This window comes from Arcicella rigui, assembly GCF_034929435.1.
In the GTDB taxonomy this organism is placed as follows: Bacteria; Bacteroidota; Bacteroidia; order Cytophagales; family Spirosomataceae; genus Arcicella; species Arcicella rigui.
This window is the reverse complement of sequence record NZ_JAYFUM010000007.1, coordinates 80,049-95,989: the sequence shown is the minus strand read 5'-3', so window position 1 is coordinate 95,989 and position 15,941 is coordinate 80,049. Positions and strand designations below refer to the sequence as shown.

Here is a 15,941-nt window from a genome sequence, read left to right as displayed (position 1 = left end):
GATGGACAATAGTTTTCTTTCATATTATTTACTCACAAGTGCCTTACTTTTTAGTATTGGCTTGGCGGTAGTCGTTACAAAACGAAACGTTATTGTTGTATTAATGGGTATTGAACTGATGCTCAATGCTGTTAATCTCAATTTAGTAGCTTTCAGTAAAAACGACCCAGAGTTTCAAGGACAAATGTTCGCTCTTTTTATCATTGTGGTAGCCGTTTGCGAAGCAGTAGTAGCTTTGGCAATTGTATTAAAAGCCCATGAACATTTTCAAACCATTAACCTCGACGAAATCAGTAGTAATTCGGAAAAATAACTTTCGATTTGGGCTATCGGATGTCAGATTTCAGCTATCGGTTTTCTGTGAAATTCGGTATTTTGTATAAATTAAAATTCTGAATACAGAATTCCCAAGCTTAAAATCCCAAAGCTGACATCCGAAATCCGATAGCTGAAATCCGACGACCGACAGCCGAAAGCCAATACCCCTAAATCCAACATCCCAAATCAAAAATATCATAATATGGCTAAATCAAAATTTGTTTCAGAATCACTGACTACAATGACGGAAATGATTTTTCCGAACGATACAAATACTTTAGGAAATTTAATGGGTGGAAACCTAATGCGAATGATGGACGTTGTGGGTGCAATTTGTGCTCAGAAACATTCAAATCGCATTGTCGTTACTGCTTCTGTGGATAATGTTTCTTTTAAAGAATCTGTGCCGCTGGGTAGCGTCGTGACTTTGCAAGCAAAAGTTACTCGTGCTTTCAACTCTTCGATGGAAGTTGTGATTGACGTTTGGGCTGAAAATATTCCTGCACAACAAAGAGTAAGTACTAATAAAGCATTTTTTACTTTCGTTGCGGTTGACCAAACAGGTCGCCCGATTGATGTACCGCATTCTTTGACTGAAACAGAAGAAGAAAAAGCATTGTACGACGGAGCTTTACGTCGCAGACAATTGCGTTTGGTTTTGGCTGGAAGACTAAAAGCTTCGGAAGCAACTGAATTGAAATCTTTCTTGATAGAAAATGGAGAGCTTTAGTTTTAAGCTTTGAGCCTTGAGCTACGAGCTATGAGCTTTTTTTAATCATCATTAGAAAAAAAGCTCATAGCTCACGGCTCAAAGCTTGTAGCTCAAAGCTCATTACACTTTTTCCGAAGAAAAAGCTATTGGCTTATCTGCAAACAATACTTTGGTTGATGCCCAAACGCTTTTGAACAATTCAGAGTCTCGGTAAGTATTCAAATGATTTTCACTTTCCCAATAACTATAAGTTGAAAAGACATTCGGAAAGTTTATATCTCTTAATAATTCCAAATGTTCACAACCATCAAAAGCTCTTATTTTCAGCTTTGATGCTTGAAAAATGCTTAAAAATTCTTCCACTTTATCTTCCTGAAAAGTCATTCTTACAATTCTGATGAGCATTTTGATGATTGTTTTTTTAGTTTCTGAAAAATTACTTTCTATTTTTACTTCAAATGTATTTGTTCCATTCCTTTTCTATCTTGAAGTGTCACAAAAATCGTTTTTTTATCTGGACTAAACACTAAATTACTCGTTTGTAAGCCTTTCATTTGTACTTCCTGCAACAGTTTGCCAGTTTTATCAAAAACCAAAATTTTTCCTAATCCCCAACGGCAAACATAAAGATTCCCTTTTGCGTCGCATTTCATGCCATCCAAGCCTCCGTCTGTAAAAGAAGTAAATAGTCTTTTATTTGAAATATTTCCATTTTTGTCTAAATCAAAAGCCCAAATGTTTCTTTGTACACTTTCGTTCACATAAAGAGTTTTTTCGTCAGGACTCAAGCAAATGCCATTTGTAGTACCCATTTGGTCGGTCAGAAGCATTGCTTTTACACCTTTGTTTATTCGCCAAATTTTTCCCGTAGAGTTTTTCCAGTTGGGGTCAGAAGCAAAAATCACGTCCTTCTTCGTCATACAAATATCATTCGGCTGGTTAAAAGCATCATTGTGGCAATAAGTAGCAATCGCTTTTGTCTTCATATTCACTTTCAGTACATTATGTCCCGAAAAATCAGCCAAGTACATATTTCCAGCTTTGTCAAATTGAATAGCATTGGCTGTACTTCCTTTGGGCAAAGTAATAAATAATTCACAAGTGCCATTTGGCTTCACTTTGCCAATCGTTCCATCTTCTTTAAAATTTACGACATACAAATTCCCTGCTTTATCGAAGTTAGGACCTTCGATATTATTGGTAAAAAGGTTTTCAGCCGTAAAATCTTCTACTCGGTACTTGGCTTGACTAAAAGCAGCAATGTTCAAAAGGGAAAGAATAGAGGCACACAGAGCTAATCTAAAAGAATTATACTTCATTAGTTGATGATTTTGTTTTAAATTGATAATAGTAAATTATTGAAAGGACAAAAGTACTTTATCCGAAATATCTTCTATCCTGATTATTTATTGCAAAACAAGCCACACATGGATTTCTAAGTACTTCAAGAAAAATCGTTAATCAAAAAAATCGTGTAGCTTTGTTGCTTAAATACTGATACAGAGGTATAATTTTAGGCATTTATCGTTAATTTTTTGACAGCAGACCAGACGCAACGGCGTATATTTACAGAAAATATCAAAAAAACAACAAAGTTTCAGACTTAAATATTTCCCCAAATTTTAGCGTCAAAAAAATGTCTCAAACAAAATTTTATGAGTAAATTGCAAATGAATTTTGAAAAGATACTTCCTAATTAGTGTATCGGTTTTCAAATAAGGATATAATTATCTGAAAATCAAAACCTAAAAAATCGACAATGAACTACCAACCATCTGATTACCTTCCAGTACTTGTTCAATTAGGAGCGGCTTTAGCATTTATTGTTGCCACAATGGTTGCCACACATTGGCTCGGCCCAAAACGCCACAGTAGCTTAAAAGATGATGCTTTTGAGTGTGGTATCGAGTCCATTGGTGATGCACGCACGCCAATTTCTGTAAAATATTTTCTTGTAGCGATTTTATTCGTTTTATTTGACGTAGAAATTATCTTTATGTATCCTTGGGCTGTTAATTTTATGGGATGGGTAAAATCATCTTCAGAAACAGCGATTAATATGTTTCTTGAAATGCTTGTATTTATGGGCTTACTTTTGGTAGGTTTCATTTATGTTATCAAGAAAGGCGTTTTAACTTGGGAAAAATAGCATAATGATAAAAAGGCTTTAATGATTTTTTTAAAACCTTTGATTAAACACCAAGTTATCATTTCAGTTGAATTTTAAATATATTGTACGGTTTGAACATTTGTAAGTTCACAAATATTCAGATTTCCAAATAGATACAATGAGCGATAGAATAATAAAAACAGTTGATGCCCCAGAAGGGATTGAAGGACAAGGTTTCTTCGCTGGTAAATTAGATGATTTTGTGGGTCTTGCTCGTGCAAACTCACTTTGGCCACTTCCTTTCGCTACTTCATGTTGTGGTATTGAGTTCATGGCAACTGCAGGTTCACACTATGACATTTCTCGTTTTGGTTCAGAACGTATGTCGTTTTCAGCCCGTCAAGCAGATATTTTAATGGTAATGGGAACTATCTCTAAGAAAATGGGGCCTGTACTCAAGCAAGTGTATCTTCAAATGGCAGAGCCACGTTGGGTACTTTCGGTGGGTGCTTGTGCTTCTTCTGGTGGTATTTTTGATACTTATTCTGTTTTACAAGGCATCGACCGCATCATTCCTGTTGATGTTTATGTGCCGGGTTGCCCACCTCGTCCAGAGCAAATCTTAGACGGATTTATGCAAATCCAAGAAATCGCTAAGTCAGAGCAACGCCGCCGTAGAGAATCTCCTGAATACAAAGCACTTTTGGCATCTTACGGAATCGAGTAATGGTTATCCGTTTCTGAAATCAATTTGATTTTCCGTAAACGATTAACAGATAAGCTAACAATGACAAACGAACAAATAGCACAAGATTTAATCGCTCAATTTGGCGAAGATAATATTTTCGGGATAGTAGAAAACTACGGAATTTTAAACGTAACTACTACTACTGATACAATCGTGCCATTGATGCACTACTTATATCAACATCCTACGTTTAAATTCCAATTTTTAACTGACTTAGGAGGTATTCACTTCCCAGATGTACCATCACATGAGTTCGGAGTGATTTATCATTTACATAGTTTAGAAAACAATGTAAGATTAATCATTAAACTTTATGTTTCGAGAGAAAACATTGTAGTTCCAACCATTACAGGTTTATATGCTTGTGCTAATTGGATGGAACGTGAAGCATTTGATTTTTACGGAATTATATTCTCAGGACATCCAAAATTGGAACGCATCCTCAACGCCGAAGACATGGATTATCATCCATTGCGTAAAGAGTATCCTTTAGAAGATGCCACTCGTCAAGATAAAATTGATGCCTTGTTTGGTAGATAAATTTATAAAAATATGTCTGAAATCGCATTAGTATCAAGCCCATTCGTAGGCTTAGAGAAAGCACAAGAAGGTAAGAAGTATGTCAATGATTTGACGACCCTCAACTTAGGGCCAACTCACCCTGCTACACACGGTATCTTTCAAAACATCCTTACAATGGATGGTGAAACGATTATTGATGCAGAACAAACTGTTGGCTACATTCACCGTGCTTTTGAAAAAATTGCGGAGCGTCGCCCATTTTACCAAATCACTACGCTTACCGACCGTATGAACTACTGCTCATCTCCTATCAACAATATGGGATGGCACATGACGGTTGAGAAACTTTTGGGAATTGAAGTACCTAAAAGAGCTCAGTATATTCGTGTGATTATGATGGAGTTAGCTCGTATTGCCGACCACATCATTTGTAACTCTATTTTAGCTGTTGATACAGGTGCTTTAACGGGCTTCTTGTATGTAATGCAATGGAGAGAGCATATCTACGAAATCTACGAAGAAATGTGTGGAGCTCGTCTAACAACCAATATGGGACGTTTTGGTGGTATGGAGCGTGACTTATCAAAAGAGGCAATCCGTAAAATCAACGTACTTCTCGACGATTTTCCAGCTGTACTTTTAGAATTTGAAGGTTTGGTAAAACGTAACCGTATTTTTATGGATAGAACCATAGATGTAGGTGCGATTTCTGGCGAACGTGCTTTAAATTATGGTTTTACTGGACCAAATCTAAGAGCAGCAGGTATTGATTACGATGTACGTGCCATGAATCCTTACTCTTCTTATGAAGATTTTGATTTTGAAATCCCAGTTGGTACGAAAGGAGATACTTATGACCGTTTCTTGGTTCGTGGCGAAGAAATGTGGCAAAGTCTAAAAATCATCAAACAGGCTCTTAACAACCTTCCAGAAGGTTCTTATCACGCAGATGCTCCTCATTATTATTTACCTGACAAAAAAGAGGTTTATAGTAATATGGAAGCCCTTATTTATCACTTCAAAATTGTAATGGGTGAAATTGATGCTCCTGTTGGAGAAGTTTACCATTCAGTAGAAGGGGGTAATGGCGAGTTAGGCTTCTACTTAGTTTCAGATGGTGGCCGTGCACCATATCGCTTGAAATTCCGTCGTCCTTGCTATATTTATTATCAAGCTTTCCCAGAAATGATTAAAGGCTCAACACTTTCAGATGCTATCGTAACGATGTCGTCGATGAACGTGATTGCGGGGGAATTGGACGTGTAATTTTTGCTTAATTTAGACTAAAACATGACAAATACACAAACCATACAGTTTCCAGCGGATACGTTGGAGTTAGTTCATAAAATTATTAAACGTTACCCTGAAGGCAAACAAAAATCTGCCTTGCTTCCGATTTTACACTTAGCTCAGGCTGAATGGAGATGGTGTAGCTCAGAAGTAATGGATTATGTAGCTAATTTGTTAAACATCAAGCCAGTAGAGGTATATGAAGTAGCCTCTTTTTATACGATGTTTCACCTCGAACCAGTTGGCGAACACGTAATAGAATACTGCCGTACTGGCCCTTGTTGCTTGATGGGAGGCGTTGAAGTATATGACCATCTAAAGAAAAAATTAGGCATCGAAACAGGCGAAACTACGCCAGATGGTAAATTTACAATCAAAGAAGTAGAATGTTTGGCAGCTTGTGGTTGGGGTCCTGTATTCCAAATTCGTGAAAAATATTACATGAATTTGACCAACGAAAAAGTTGATGAAATCATTGATGAGTTATCAAAATAGACTTTTGTAATTGTATAAGGAACTGATTGATAAGTGGTGTTTTTCTCAAACTTCAATCAAGTCTTCAAATTAACAACGATGCAACGTATCGTTGCTCAAATTTAAGAGTTCAATGAAAATATTAACCGAACATATAGACGTACAAGGCATCAATACTTTTGATGTTTTCCGCAAAAACGGTGGTTATAAGGCAGCAGAAAAGGCTTTAAAAACGATGACTCCCGATGAAGTAACTGAAGAAGTGAAAAAATCTGGTATTCGTGGTCGTGGTGGTGCTGGTTTCCCAATGGGGATGAAATGGTCATTTTTAGCAAAACCAGAAGGTATTCCTCGTTATTTGGTTTGTAATGCTGACGAATCTGAACCGGGTACTTTCAAAGACCATTATTTGATGATGAAGTCGCCTCATACCTTAATTGAGGGAATGATTGTATCGTCGTATGCTTTAGGTGCAAATACTTCTTATATTTATGTAAGAGGTGAATTAATGTATGTAGTACACATTCTTGAAAAAGCTATTCAAGAAGCCTATGACAAAGGTTTTCTGGGAAAAAATATTTTAGGTTCTGGTTATGACCTTGACTTATTTGTTCAACCAGGTGGTGGTGCATATATCTGTGGAGAAGAAACAGCTTTGTTGGAATCTTTAGAAGGAAAACGTGGAAATCCTCGTAACAAACCTCCTTTCCCAGCTGTAAAAGGCTTGTGGCAATGTCCGACAGTAGTAAATAACGTAGAATCTATTTCAGCTACTTCATGGATTATCAATAATGGTGGCGATGAGTACGCTAAAATTGGTATTGGCAGAAGTACTGGTACAAAATTAATTTCAGCATCAGGTCATGTTCGTAAGCCGGGTGTTTACGAAATTCCACTGGGCATCACAGTTGAAGATTTTATTTATTCAGACGAATGGTGTGGTGGTATCAGAGATGGACACAAATTAAAAGCGGTTGTAGCTGGTGGTTCTTCAGTACCCATCCTTCCTGCTGAATTGATATTAAAAACTGCCAACGGAGAAAAACGATTGATGACTTATGAATCGCTTTCTGATGGTGGATTTATTACTGGAACGATGTTGGGTTCTGGCGGTTTTGTGGTAATGGACGAAACTACTTGTATTGTTCATAATACTTTAACTTTTGGTCGTTTTTATCACCACGAATCTTGTGGACAATGTTCACCTTGTCGTGAAGGTACTGGTTGGATGGACAAAATTCTTTACAGAATTGAACACGGTCAGGGTCGTCAAGAAGATATTGACTTATTAGTAGATGTTGCTAAAAAAATTGAAGGAAATACTATTTGTCCATTAGGCGAAGCAGCCTCTTGGCCAGTGGCAGCAGCCATTCGTCACTTCCGTGATGAATTTGAATGGCACGTAAAACATCCAGAAAAAGCAACACAAAAAGGAGCTGTCTTCATGCGTGAAGGAGCAAGCTGGACTTTATAATGGAAGTTGGTCAAAAAAAAATATTATTTATTGGGCATGATGCCAACGTGGCTGGTGCCCAGTATGTACTACTTGATTTACTGACATCGCTAAAAGAACAAGGTTTAGAAATCCACTTACTTTTAGTAAAAGGTGGAAAGTTATTGCCAGCTTTTGAAAAAATCGCTAATGTTATTCTGTGGGAATTTGAAGAAAAGCAAAGCAGAAAAAGCTCTTATTCAAAACTTGTTTACAATAAAGTTTTCAAGATTAATAAGATAAAAAGACGAAAATTTTATAATGAAAAAATACAGGAAATTAAAGCTTTAAATCCTGATTTGATTTTTTCAAATACGATTGCCAACGGTGAAATTTTACGAAATTTAGATTTTCTTAAATGTCCATTTATTGTTTATGTACATGAATTAGAAAATTCTATTAAAAAATATACTTCACCAGAAGATTTAGAATTTCAGCTTAAGAACGCTACTCATTTTTTAGCGGCTTCGCAGGAAATCAAAAATTACTTCTATCAACAAATAGGAGTTAGTGAAGAAAAAATTACCGTTATTAATCCGTTTATTTCGGTAAAAAATATTTTAGAACAGATTAATAAGGTTGATAAATCGTCGATTAAAGCTTCTTTACAAATTCCAAAAGATGCTTTAATTATTGGAGGTTGTGGAAATTTTGAGTGGAGAAAAGGCGTTGACATATTTTTAAATATAGCCAACACCATTCTACAAGAAAATAAACAAGTACATTTCCTTTGGATTGGTATCAATAAACATTCAGTAGATTATCAGAATATTCTGTATGATATTGAAAAAATGGGGATTTGGAACAATGTTCATCTTATTCCGCCGACAACCGAGAATATAGAGTACATGGCTTGCTTTGATATTTTTTTCTTAGCGTCCAGAGAAGACCCCCATCCATTAGTAATGATTGAGGCAAGTCTCAATAAAATACCTATTGTGTGTTTTGCAAATTCAGGTGGTGCACCCAACTATGTTGAAAATGATGAAAGAGTAGTAATACCTTATTCAAACATTGTTGCAGCACAGAAACAATTGAATTATTTGCTTGAACACAGAGAGGTTTGTGAAGAAATCGGTGAACGAATGTACCAAAAGGCACTAAAGTATGATTCAACAATTGCTGCCCCAAAGGTATTAAGTATCATGCAAGAAATTTCTTCATCAACCACAGTGGCTTAAATGAAATAAGGCTTTCAATCAACTAATTATTACATTGATTGATTTTCTATCTTTGTGTAGCCACCGACAACACTTGAAAAAGAAAAATATTAATAATTGGGTTGTTCTTAGGAAAAACCACGTTTGAAACGACAACTTAACATATTATTCGACTTTGTATGAAAGTTACTATTGATAACATCACCATTGACGTAGCACCAGGGACAACAATCATGCAAGCGGCTCGTCAGATTGGACCACATATTGCACCGCCAGCCATGTGTTATTATGAACCTTTGAAAGCTTCAGGGGGAAAATGCCGTGGATGTTTGGTAAAAGTAACCGCTGGTTCAGAAAGAGACCCTCGCCCGATGCCAAAATTAGTTCCTGCCTGCATTACTCAAATACAAGACGGAATGGTAGTAGAAAATACCATCAACGAACAAGTACTTGAAGTACGTAAAGGAATTGTAGAGTTTTTGTTATTAAACCACCCTTTAGACTGCCCAATCTGCGACCAAGCGGGTGAATGTGATTTACAAAACTTTACATTTGAACACGGAGTATCGAAAACTCGTACAGTAGAAGAAAGAAATACTTTTGAGCCAGTTGATTTAGGTCCGAACATTAAACTAAACATGAATCGTTGTATTTTGTGTTATCGTTGTGTTTATACAGCAGACCAAATTACTGACGGACGTGTTCATGGAGTAATGCACCGTGGCGACCACGCTGAAATTAGTACTTATATCGAGAAAGCTATTGATAATGATTTCTCTGGAAATATCATTGATGTATGTCCAGTTGGAGCTTTAACAGATAGAACTTATCGTTTTAAAAGTCGTGTTTGGTTCTCGAAACCAGTAGATGCAAGTTGTGACTGTGGTAAATGTTCTGGAAAAGTAACATTGTGGTACAGAGGCGACGAAGTAATCAGAGTAACTGCTCGTAAAAACGAGTGGGGAGAAGTAAAAGAATTTATCTGTAATACTTGCCGTTTTGAACGTAAAAAGACTTCTGATTGGACAATCGAAGGACCAAGCAAAGTACCTCATAACTCTGTAATTTCTGCTAATAAATATGGAGCAAATAAAATCACTCCAGCTTTTCCTTTAAAACAAGCAGCAGAACAATATAAGAAAATTGACGACAATAGAGACCGTTCATTCTTAGCCCCTAAAAAGCAATTAAATTAATTGAAAGTAAGTAGTAATGATTTATTTGAAACGCTATCAATTTATCACTATTTACTGATTTAGATATATGGAAATTACATCAGCTTTATTCACGGCAAAAGCCATTTATGTAGGCATTATTTTCGCCATTACACTGGGCGTTGCGGCATACTCAACGTATTTTGAACGTATCATCGCTGCTTTTATGCAAGACCGTGTTGGTCCAGATAGAGCAGGGCCATTTGGTATTTTACAACCACTTGCTGATGCCGTAAAAATGTTTATGAAGGAAGACTTTATTCCTGCAAACTCAAATAAGTGGTTATTCATTGCTGGGCCTTGTTTATCAATGCTTACAGCATTAATGACTTCTGCGGTTGTTCCTTTTGGTGACAAATTAGATTTGGGTGGCGGTTTAGTACTTGACTTACAAGGAATTGATGTAAATATTGGTATTCTTTGGGTATTCGGAATTGTTTCATTGGGTGTTTATGGAATTTTGATTGGTGGATGGGCATCAAACAACAAATACTCTTTGATTGGTGCTATCCGTGCGGCTTCTCAGAATATTTCTTATGAATTAGCCATGGGGCTTTCAATCATTGCAATTTTAATGCTTTCGGGTTCTTTATCAACAAAAACAATTGTTGAAACTCAACAAAATGGACACTGGAATATCCTTTACCAACCGCTTGGTTTTGTTATTTTCATTGTCTGTGCTTTTGCTGAATGTAACCGTACTCCTTTCGATTTACCAGAGTGTGAAACTGAATTAATTGGTGGTTATCACACAGAATACTCTTCTATGAAATTGGGCTTTTACTTATTCTCGGAATATATCAATATGTTTATTTCAGGTGCAGTAATGGCTACTTTATACTTTGGTGGATATGATTACCCTGGCTATGATTTAGTGGTTGGTCAGTTCGGAAGTAATATCGCCGCATTATTGGGTGTTGGAGCATTAATCGGCAAAGCATTATTCTTTGTTTTTGTATTCATGTGGGTACGTTGGACACTTCCACGTTTCCGTTATGACCAATTAATGGGCTTGGGCTGGACAGGCTTAATTCCGTTATCAATGTTTAATGTAGTATTGACAGGCGCTTCAATGTTATTTACTGTCAATGACGGTGGTTCAAACTGGTTTACAGTAGGTGCTTCTTGGGCTGGTGTTTTAGTTATGCTCGTAGTAACATTTGCTTACAGCGAAATGAAATACAAGAAAAAGAAGTTAGCTTCAGCATAAAGATTGAGAAACCTCAGTCTAAAACTCATTCATAACAAAAAACTCTTTCCCTAAAGGTTTGAAGAATATGAAATTATCAAATAAATCAAAAGTATTAGAACAAGGAGAATTAACTTTCGCAGAACGTATTTATTTACCTGCTATCGTTGGCGGAATGGCTACGACTTTAAAGCACTTCTTTTCTAAAAAAGTAACGATTCGTTATCCAGAACAAAAACGTTATTTAGGCCCAGTTTTCCGTGGTCATCATATCTTAAAACGTGATGAGCAAGGTGCTGAACGTTGTACAGCTTGCGGTCTTTGTGCAGTAGCTTGTCCAGCAGAAGCCATTTCTATGGTTGCCGAAGAACGTAAAAAAGGCGAAGAACATTTATATCGTGAAGAAAAATATGCAAGTGTATATGAAATCAATATGCTTCGTTGTATTTTCTGTGGCTTATGCGAAGAAGCTTGTCCAAAACAAGCTATTTACTTACAACACGATAAAATGGTTCCTGTTTTTGAAGACCGTTCAGAAGTCATTTTCGGAAAAGATAAATTAGTAGAGAAAATGGACAATCGCTATTTAAGAGAAGGCTGGAAATAATTTAATTAGAAAATTCAATAACGATTCATTAAAGATATGAACTTTTGGTACTTTTTGACAGCCCTAACACTTTTGAGTGCTTTGATGGTTGTACTATCTAAAAACCCTATACATAGTGTTTTGTATTTGGTTTTCACTTTCTTTTGTATTTCAGGGCATTATGTTTTATTAAACGCTCAATTTTTAATGGCGGTTAATATTGTAGTTTATGCAGGGGCAATCATGGTATTATTCCTTTTCGTAATTATGATGATGGATTTACGGAAGAATATGCCTGATTCCAAAAGTACGCTTACTAAACTGGCAGGTGCTGTTTTGGGTGGTACGCTTTTAGTAATTTTAATTGCAGCCTCACGCAAGGTTGATTTAAAAGACGCTGTTGGAATTAGTACTTTTAAAGGACAAACTGGTATGGTAGAAGGCTTGGGACAAATCCTCTACCGTGATTATGTACTTCCTTTTGAATTAGTATCTGTTTTATTCTTTGTAGCGATGGTTGGTGCTGTGATGTTAGGAAAAAGAGAAGCTGGAGAACGTAATTTTTAAGCATTATTAATCATAAAAAAAGCCTGATGAGAATTTACTTATCAGGCTTTTTTGTGTTTATACTTTACATTTTACTCCAATGTATGCCTCTTTCATAGAGAATTTGAAGAATCAGCCAAACGAGTACCCAGTAAATTACTACTAAAGTGGTATTTGATGAAATCCACATATTTGTACCTACCACATCGCCAATAAAAAAGACAATCATACCCGAAAACATAGACAAAATACAGAGAAACTTTACGGCATCTTTTTCTGAAAAACCAGCATAGACAAGGTGATGAGCCAGATGGTCTTTCCCACCTATAAATGGCGATAAACCTCTTCTTAAACGATGAAATATTACAGTTGAAGTATCTACTAAAGGAATTGTAAAAACTAAAATGGGTACTAAAAATTGTTTTAGCTGAACTCCTTCAATATGCTGACTTCTGAAACCCCAAAAGTATTTGATACTTAACCAAGCCAAAAAAGCTCCTAAAAACTGACTTCCATTATCGCCCATAAACATCTTTGCTGGACTCCAATTAAAATATAAAAAACCTGCGATTGCCGCCATCAAACTCATTACAAAGCCAATCTCATAGGCTTCTGTATAAACTTGTTCTATCACTAAAAGCAGAGTAGCAAAAAGGATAATTAAGGTCGTTGAGGCCAGTACTCCATCCATGTTATCAAGCATATTCATAGAGTTCATTATCCCAACAATCCAAAAGAAAGTAAAACCTTTATTTATTGAATCGTTATCAGAAATAGTAATATAGTCGCCATGAACAATAAAGAATCCAGCTAAAGATGCTTGACCAATAAATTTTAGTAAGGGTGGCATTTTCAAAAAATCATCCATCAAGCCCCAAAAAAAGATAAAAGTAAAAGGGAAAACAAGAAATTGCCAAGACCTATCAAGCCAAATTAGATTACAAAGAAAGACCATATAAAAAGAAAATCCCCCAATGGGTGGCTTATTTCGTGAAGCCCAACGATTTTCGGTGTTCTGTTGAAAAGCAGTTTGTAGAAAATTAGTTTGTAGCAAAAGCTTGTTCAACAAAAATGAGAGTAAAAAGGAAGTAATGCTTACGCTTAGCACTTCTAAAGGTGTTTTCATAGAGGTAACGTTTTTTTATAATGATTAATAATACGAGTAAGGCCTTCATCTAAAGAGATTAATTCTCTTCCTAAAATGCGTTTCATTTTAGAGTTATCAGGTTTTCTTCTTGACATATCGCCTATTTCTAAAGGTGGAAGATGTATTATCGACGATTGCGAACCTGTAATCTCTATAATTTTTTCAGCTAAAGATAAAATACTTATTTCAATGTCAGAACCAAGATTGAGAACATCATTTAAGGCTAAATTCTCACATAAGATTTTGTTAGTAATCTCGATATTATCATCGATGTAGCAAAATGTTCGGGTTTGAGAGCCATCACCATAAATCGTAATTGGCTGGTTCGACAGTGCCGAACTGAGAAATCTTGACACAACAAAATCTTGACTTTGTTTAACTCCATAAGTATTAAAGAACCTAAAAATAGTATAATCCAATCCATGAGTCTTTTTAAAAGATTCCAAATAAGATTCACCTACTTTTTTTACAACAGCATAGGGCAATTTTGAGTTTAGAGGCGTTAATTCTTCATGTTGAGGGAATTCTTTCGACTCTCCATATACTTCTGAAGAAGATGCGAAAAAAATACGCTTTACATTCGTTTCAATACATAAACTCAATACATTTCGTGTACCATCAATGTCACCTAAAACACCCAAGGGATTTTCGAGTGTTCGGCGTACTCCTACAATAGCGGCATAGTGAAACACATAGTCAAAACAGTAATGACGCATAATTTTAGAAAGACTTCCGTAATCATTGACATCACATTTGAAAAACTGATAATTACTAAGTGAATCTCGTGGAAGATTTAATTCTCTTCCTGTTGAAAAATTGTCGAGAGCAACTATAAAATTTTGCTCATTTGCTAAAAGCCTGTCGGCTAAAGAGCTTGGAATAAAACCTGCTCCTCCTGTGATAAGAATCTTTCTCATACGCAAGGGTAGATTTAGGTGGTCAAACGCAAAAAACTATACTCTAAAAATAATAAATTATTAGAAACGATTTTCAGAAATGAGCATATTTTTTTTCATAACTCCTTAATTATTAGGCACAAAAAAAGACGAATAAAGTATTCGCCCCTTTTTTTATTATCTATACACTTATGATACTAATTTAATAAATTGTTCTAAAATAGAACAAGAAATTGTTTACAATCTCGCATCTACTAAATCTTTGTTCCATAAAGATTTTATATCATAAACCACCGCATCGGGGTTTTTCAATTGTTCTAAATCTAAGTTTTTGTACTCATCGTGCGAAACCGCTAATAAAATCCCATCGTATTTTTCGGTAATTGAATCCAACAATGAAATGCCGTACTCTTCGTGTACTTCTTTTTTGTCAGCCCAAGGGTCATGTACGTCAATTTGTACGCCAAATTCTTGTAATTCTTGATACACATCAATTACTCTTGAATTACGAATGTCGGGGCAATTCTCTTTGAAAGTAATTCCTAAAATCAATACTTTACTTCCTTCGATTTTATGTCCCTTTTTTATCAATAACTTAATGAGTTTTCCGCCTACAAAAATGCCCATATTATCGTTTACTCGTCTTCCCGAAAGAATTACTTGTGGATAATAGCCCAAACTTTCAGATTTATGGAGTAAATAATAAGGGTCAACGCCGATACAGTGTCCGCCTACTAAACCAGGTTTAAATTTCAAAAAATTCCATTTTGTACCTGCGGCTTCTAATACTTCAGAAGTATCAATGCCCATTTTGTCAAAAATCAATGACAATTCATTGACGAACGAAATATTTACATCACGTTGAGCATTTTCAATGGCCTTGCTGGCTTCCGCAACTTTCAACGACGAAGCTTTATAAGTTCCTGCTTCGATGATTGAGCCATAAAGTTGGTCAACAAACTCAGCGATTTCCTCTGTTGAGCCAGAAGTTACTTTTCTGATTTTAGTTAAAGTATTGATTTTATCCCCCGGATTGATACGCTCTGGCGAATACCCACAGAAGAAATCTTCATTGAATTTCAGACCACTTTCTCTTTCCAACACAGGTACACAGTCTTCTTCTGTACAACCCGGATAAACCGTAGATTCGTAAATCACAATGTCGTTTTTCTTCAAAACTTTTCCGACTGTTTTACTTGCCGAAAGTAAGGGAATCAAATCTGGTTTTTTGTATTTATCAATTGGCGTGGGCACTGTCACGATAAACACATTACAAGTACTCAACATTTCAGGAGAAGCCGAAAAAGTAAGTTTTTCAGAAGCTTTCAACTGCGACGATTCTACTTCGTGCGTGCGGTCGTGACCAGCATTTAACTCGTTCACACGAGTTTGGTTAATATCGAAACCCAAAACTTGGTACTTTTTTCCAAATTCTACTGCTAAAGGTAAGCCTACATAACCAAGGCCAATAATTGCGATTTTTGTTGCTTGTATATCCAAAATGAGCTTCAATTTTTAAAAAATTCTATCTTCGATT

The 15,941-nt window shown here is 35.9% G+C and carries 18 protein-coding genes; 13 read left to right on the top strand and 5 right to left on the bottom strand.

Annotated features, from left to right (window positions below; translation table 11 throughout):
- The first annotated feature begins 1 nt into the window (after nt 1).
- On the top strand, nt 2-313 hold the full coding sequence (gene nuoK / locus VB248_RS06615) for an NADH-quinone oxidoreductase subunit NuoK (RefSeq protein ID WP_323295961.1): 312 nt from the start codon (nt 2-4) through the stop codon (nt 311-313).
- A gap of 207 nt (nt 314-520) precedes the next feature.
- Nucleotides 521-1,048: an acyl-CoA thioesterase gene (locus VB248_RS06610; protein ID WP_323295960.1), complete on the top strand. Its 528-nt coding sequence runs from the start codon at nt 521-523 to the stop codon at nt 1,046-1,048.
- Between the two features lie 102 nt (nt 1,049-1,150).
- Here VB248_RS06610 and VB248_RS06605 read toward each other — a convergent pair whose 3' ends face one another.
- Nucleotides 1,151-1,435 (bottom strand): putative quinol monooxygenase, encoded by a 285-nt coding sequence (locus VB248_RS06605; protein WP_323295959.1) that lies wholly within the window; start codon nt 1,433-1,435, stop codon nt 1,151-1,153.
- 44 nt (nt 1,436-1,479) lie between these two features.
- Entirely contained in the window at nt 1,480-2,349 is an 870-nt protein-coding gene (locus VB248_RS06600) for an SMP-30/gluconolactonase/LRE family protein (protein WP_323295958.1), read from the bottom strand.
- Between the two features lie 440 nt (nt 2,350-2,789).
- On the opposite strand from VB248_RS06600, the gene VB248_RS06595 reads away from it, so the two are divergent.
- From VB248_RS06595 to VB248_RS06545, 11 genes are all read left to right on the top strand, one after another.
- The gene (locus tag VB248_RS06595; protein WP_323295957.1) at nt 2,790-3,179 is read left to right on the top strand and encodes an NADH-quinone oxidoreductase subunit A; all 390 of its coding nucleotides are present in this window, start codon (nt 2,790-2,792) and stop codon (nt 3,177-3,179) included.
- A gap of 139 nt (nt 3,180-3,318) precedes the next feature.
- The gene (locus tag VB248_RS06590) at nt 3,319-3,867 is read left to right on the top strand and encodes an NADH-quinone oxidoreductase subunit B (protein ID WP_184129652.1); all 549 of its coding nucleotides are present in this window, start codon (nt 3,319-3,321) and stop codon (nt 3,865-3,867) included.
- A 60-nt stretch (nt 3,868-3,927) separates the two neighbouring features.
- Nucleotides 3,928-4,428 carry an NADH-quinone oxidoreductase subunit C gene (locus VB248_RS06585; protein ID WP_323295956.1) on the top strand — a complete coding sequence of 167 codons (501 nt, stop codon included), beginning with the start codon at nt 3,928-3,930 and terminating at the stop codon, nt 4,426-4,428.
- 12 nt (nt 4,429-4,440) lie between these two features.
- Nucleotides 4,441-5,676 (top strand): NADH dehydrogenase (quinone) subunit D, encoded by a 1,236-nt coding sequence (nuoD, locus tag VB248_RS06580; protein ID WP_323295955.1) that lies wholly within the window; start codon nt 4,441-4,443, stop codon nt 5,674-5,676.
- A 24-nt stretch (nt 5,677-5,700) separates the two neighbouring features.
- Nucleotides 5,701-6,195, top strand: a complete 495-nt coding sequence (locus VB248_RS06575) for an NADH-quinone oxidoreductase subunit NuoE family protein (protein WP_323295954.1) — start codon at nt 5,701-5,703, stop codon at nt 6,193-6,195.
- Between the two features lie 112 nt (nt 6,196-6,307).
- A complete protein-coding gene (gene nuoF / locus VB248_RS06570) occupies nt 6,308-7,648 on the top strand; it encodes an NADH-quinone oxidoreductase subunit NuoF (RefSeq protein ID WP_323295953.1) in 1,341 nt (446 codons plus the stop codon).
- Nucleotides 7,648-8,847, top strand: coding sequence for a glycosyltransferase family 4 protein (locus VB248_RS06565; protein WP_323295952.1), 1,200 nt, complete (start codon nt 7,648-7,650; stop codon nt 8,845-8,847). Before nuoF ends, VB248_RS06565 begins: the two co-directional genes overlap by 1 nt.
- Nucleotides 8,848-9,005: 158 nt before the next feature.
- A complete protein-coding gene (locus tag VB248_RS06560) occupies nt 9,006-10,022 on the top strand; it encodes a 2Fe-2S iron-sulfur cluster-binding protein (protein WP_323295951.1) in 1,017 nt (338 codons plus the stop codon).
- A 67-nt stretch (nt 10,023-10,089) separates the two neighbouring features.
- A complete protein-coding gene (gene nuoH, locus VB248_RS06555; RefSeq protein ID WP_323295950.1) occupies nt 10,090-11,250 on the top strand; it encodes an NADH-quinone oxidoreductase subunit NuoH in 1,161 nt (386 codons plus the stop codon).
- Between the two features lie 67 nt (nt 11,251-11,317).
- On the top strand, nt 11,318-11,836 hold the full coding sequence (locus VB248_RS06550; RefSeq protein ID WP_323295949.1) for a NuoI/complex I 23 kDa subunit family protein: 519 nt from the start codon (nt 11,318-11,320) through the stop codon (nt 11,834-11,836).
- A gap of 36 nt (nt 11,837-11,872) precedes the next feature.
- The gene (locus VB248_RS06545; RefSeq protein WP_323295948.1) at nt 11,873-12,382 is read left to right on the top strand and encodes an NADH-quinone oxidoreductase subunit J family protein; all 510 of its coding nucleotides are present in this window, start codon (nt 11,873-11,875) and stop codon (nt 12,380-12,382) included.
- A 64-nt stretch (nt 12,383-12,446) separates the two neighbouring features.
- Here VB248_RS06545 and VB248_RS06540 read toward each other — a convergent pair whose 3' ends face one another.
- The 3 genes from VB248_RS06540 to VB248_RS06530 all read right to left on the bottom strand — a co-directional run bounded on the left by VB248_RS06540 (nt 12,447) and on the right by VB248_RS06530 (nt 15,907).
- Nucleotides 12,447-13,487, bottom strand: coding sequence for an MraY family glycosyltransferase (locus VB248_RS06540; protein ID WP_323295947.1), 1,041 nt, complete (start codon nt 13,485-13,487; stop codon nt 12,447-12,449).
- Nucleotides 13,484-14,425, bottom strand: coding sequence for an NAD-dependent epimerase/dehydratase family protein (locus VB248_RS06535; protein ID WP_323295946.1), 942 nt, complete (start codon nt 14,423-14,425; stop codon nt 13,484-13,486). The genes VB248_RS06540 and VB248_RS06535 overlap by 4 nt, the downstream gene beginning before the upstream one ends.
- Before the next feature lie 216 nt (nt 14,426-14,641).
- Entirely contained in the window at nt 14,642-15,907 is a 1,266-nt protein-coding gene (locus VB248_RS06530; protein ID WP_323296132.1) for a nucleotide sugar dehydrogenase, read from the bottom strand.
- Nucleotides 15,908-15,941 lie beyond the last annotated feature (34 nt).

Coding starts and splice junctions, on each gene's coding strand:
- nuoK (WP_323295961.1), top strand. CDS start 2: ATGGACAATAGTTTTCTTTCATATTATTTACTCACAAGTGCCTTACTT.
- VB248_RS06610 (WP_323295960.1), top strand. CDS start 521: ATGGCTAAATCAAAATTTGTTTCAGAATCACTGACTACAATGACGGAA.
- VB248_RS06605 (WP_323295959.1), bottom strand. CDS start 1,435: ATGCTCATCAGAATTGTAAGAATGACTTTTCAGGAAGATAAAGTGGAA.
- VB248_RS06600 (WP_323295958.1), bottom strand. CDS start 2,349: ATGAAGTATAATTCTTTTAGATTAGCTCTGTGTGCCTCTATTCTTTCC.
- VB248_RS06595 (WP_323295957.1), top strand. CDS start 2,790: ATGAACTACCAACCATCTGATTACCTTCCAGTACTTGTTCAATTAGGA.
- VB248_RS06590 (WP_184129652.1), top strand. CDS start 3,319: ATGAGCGATAGAATAATAAAAACAGTTGATGCCCCAGAAGGGATTGAA.
- VB248_RS06585 (WP_323295956.1), top strand. CDS start 3,928: ATGACAAACGAACAAATAGCACAAGATTTAATCGCTCAATTTGGCGAA.
- nuoD (WP_323295955.1), top strand. CDS start 4,441: ATGTCTGAAATCGCATTAGTATCAAGCCCATTCGTAGGCTTAGAGAAA.
- VB248_RS06575 (WP_323295954.1), top strand. CDS start 5,701: ATGACAAATACACAAACCATACAGTTTCCAGCGGATACGTTGGAGTTA.
- nuoF (WP_323295953.1), top strand. CDS start 6,308: ATGAAAATATTAACCGAACATATAGACGTACAAGGCATCAATACTTTT.
- VB248_RS06565 (WP_323295952.1), top strand. CDS start 7,648: ATGGAAGTTGGTCAAAAAAAAATATTATTTATTGGGCATGATGCCAAC.
- VB248_RS06560 (WP_323295951.1), top strand. CDS start 9,006: ATGAAAGTTACTATTGATAACATCACCATTGACGTAGCACCAGGGACA.
- nuoH (WP_323295950.1), top strand. CDS start 10,090: ATGGAAATTACATCAGCTTTATTCACGGCAAAAGCCATTTATGTAGGC.
- VB248_RS06550 (WP_323295949.1), top strand. CDS start 11,318: ATGAAATTATCAAATAAATCAAAAGTATTAGAACAAGGAGAATTAACT.
- VB248_RS06545 (WP_323295948.1), top strand. CDS start 11,873: ATGAACTTTTGGTACTTTTTGACAGCCCTAACACTTTTGAGTGCTTTG.
- VB248_RS06540 (WP_323295947.1), bottom strand. CDS start 13,487: ATGAAAACACCTTTAGAAGTGCTAAGCGTAAGCATTACTTCCTTTTTA.
- VB248_RS06535 (WP_323295946.1), bottom strand. CDS start 14,425: ATGAGAAAGATTCTTATCACAGGAGGAGCAGGTTTTATTCCAAGCTCT.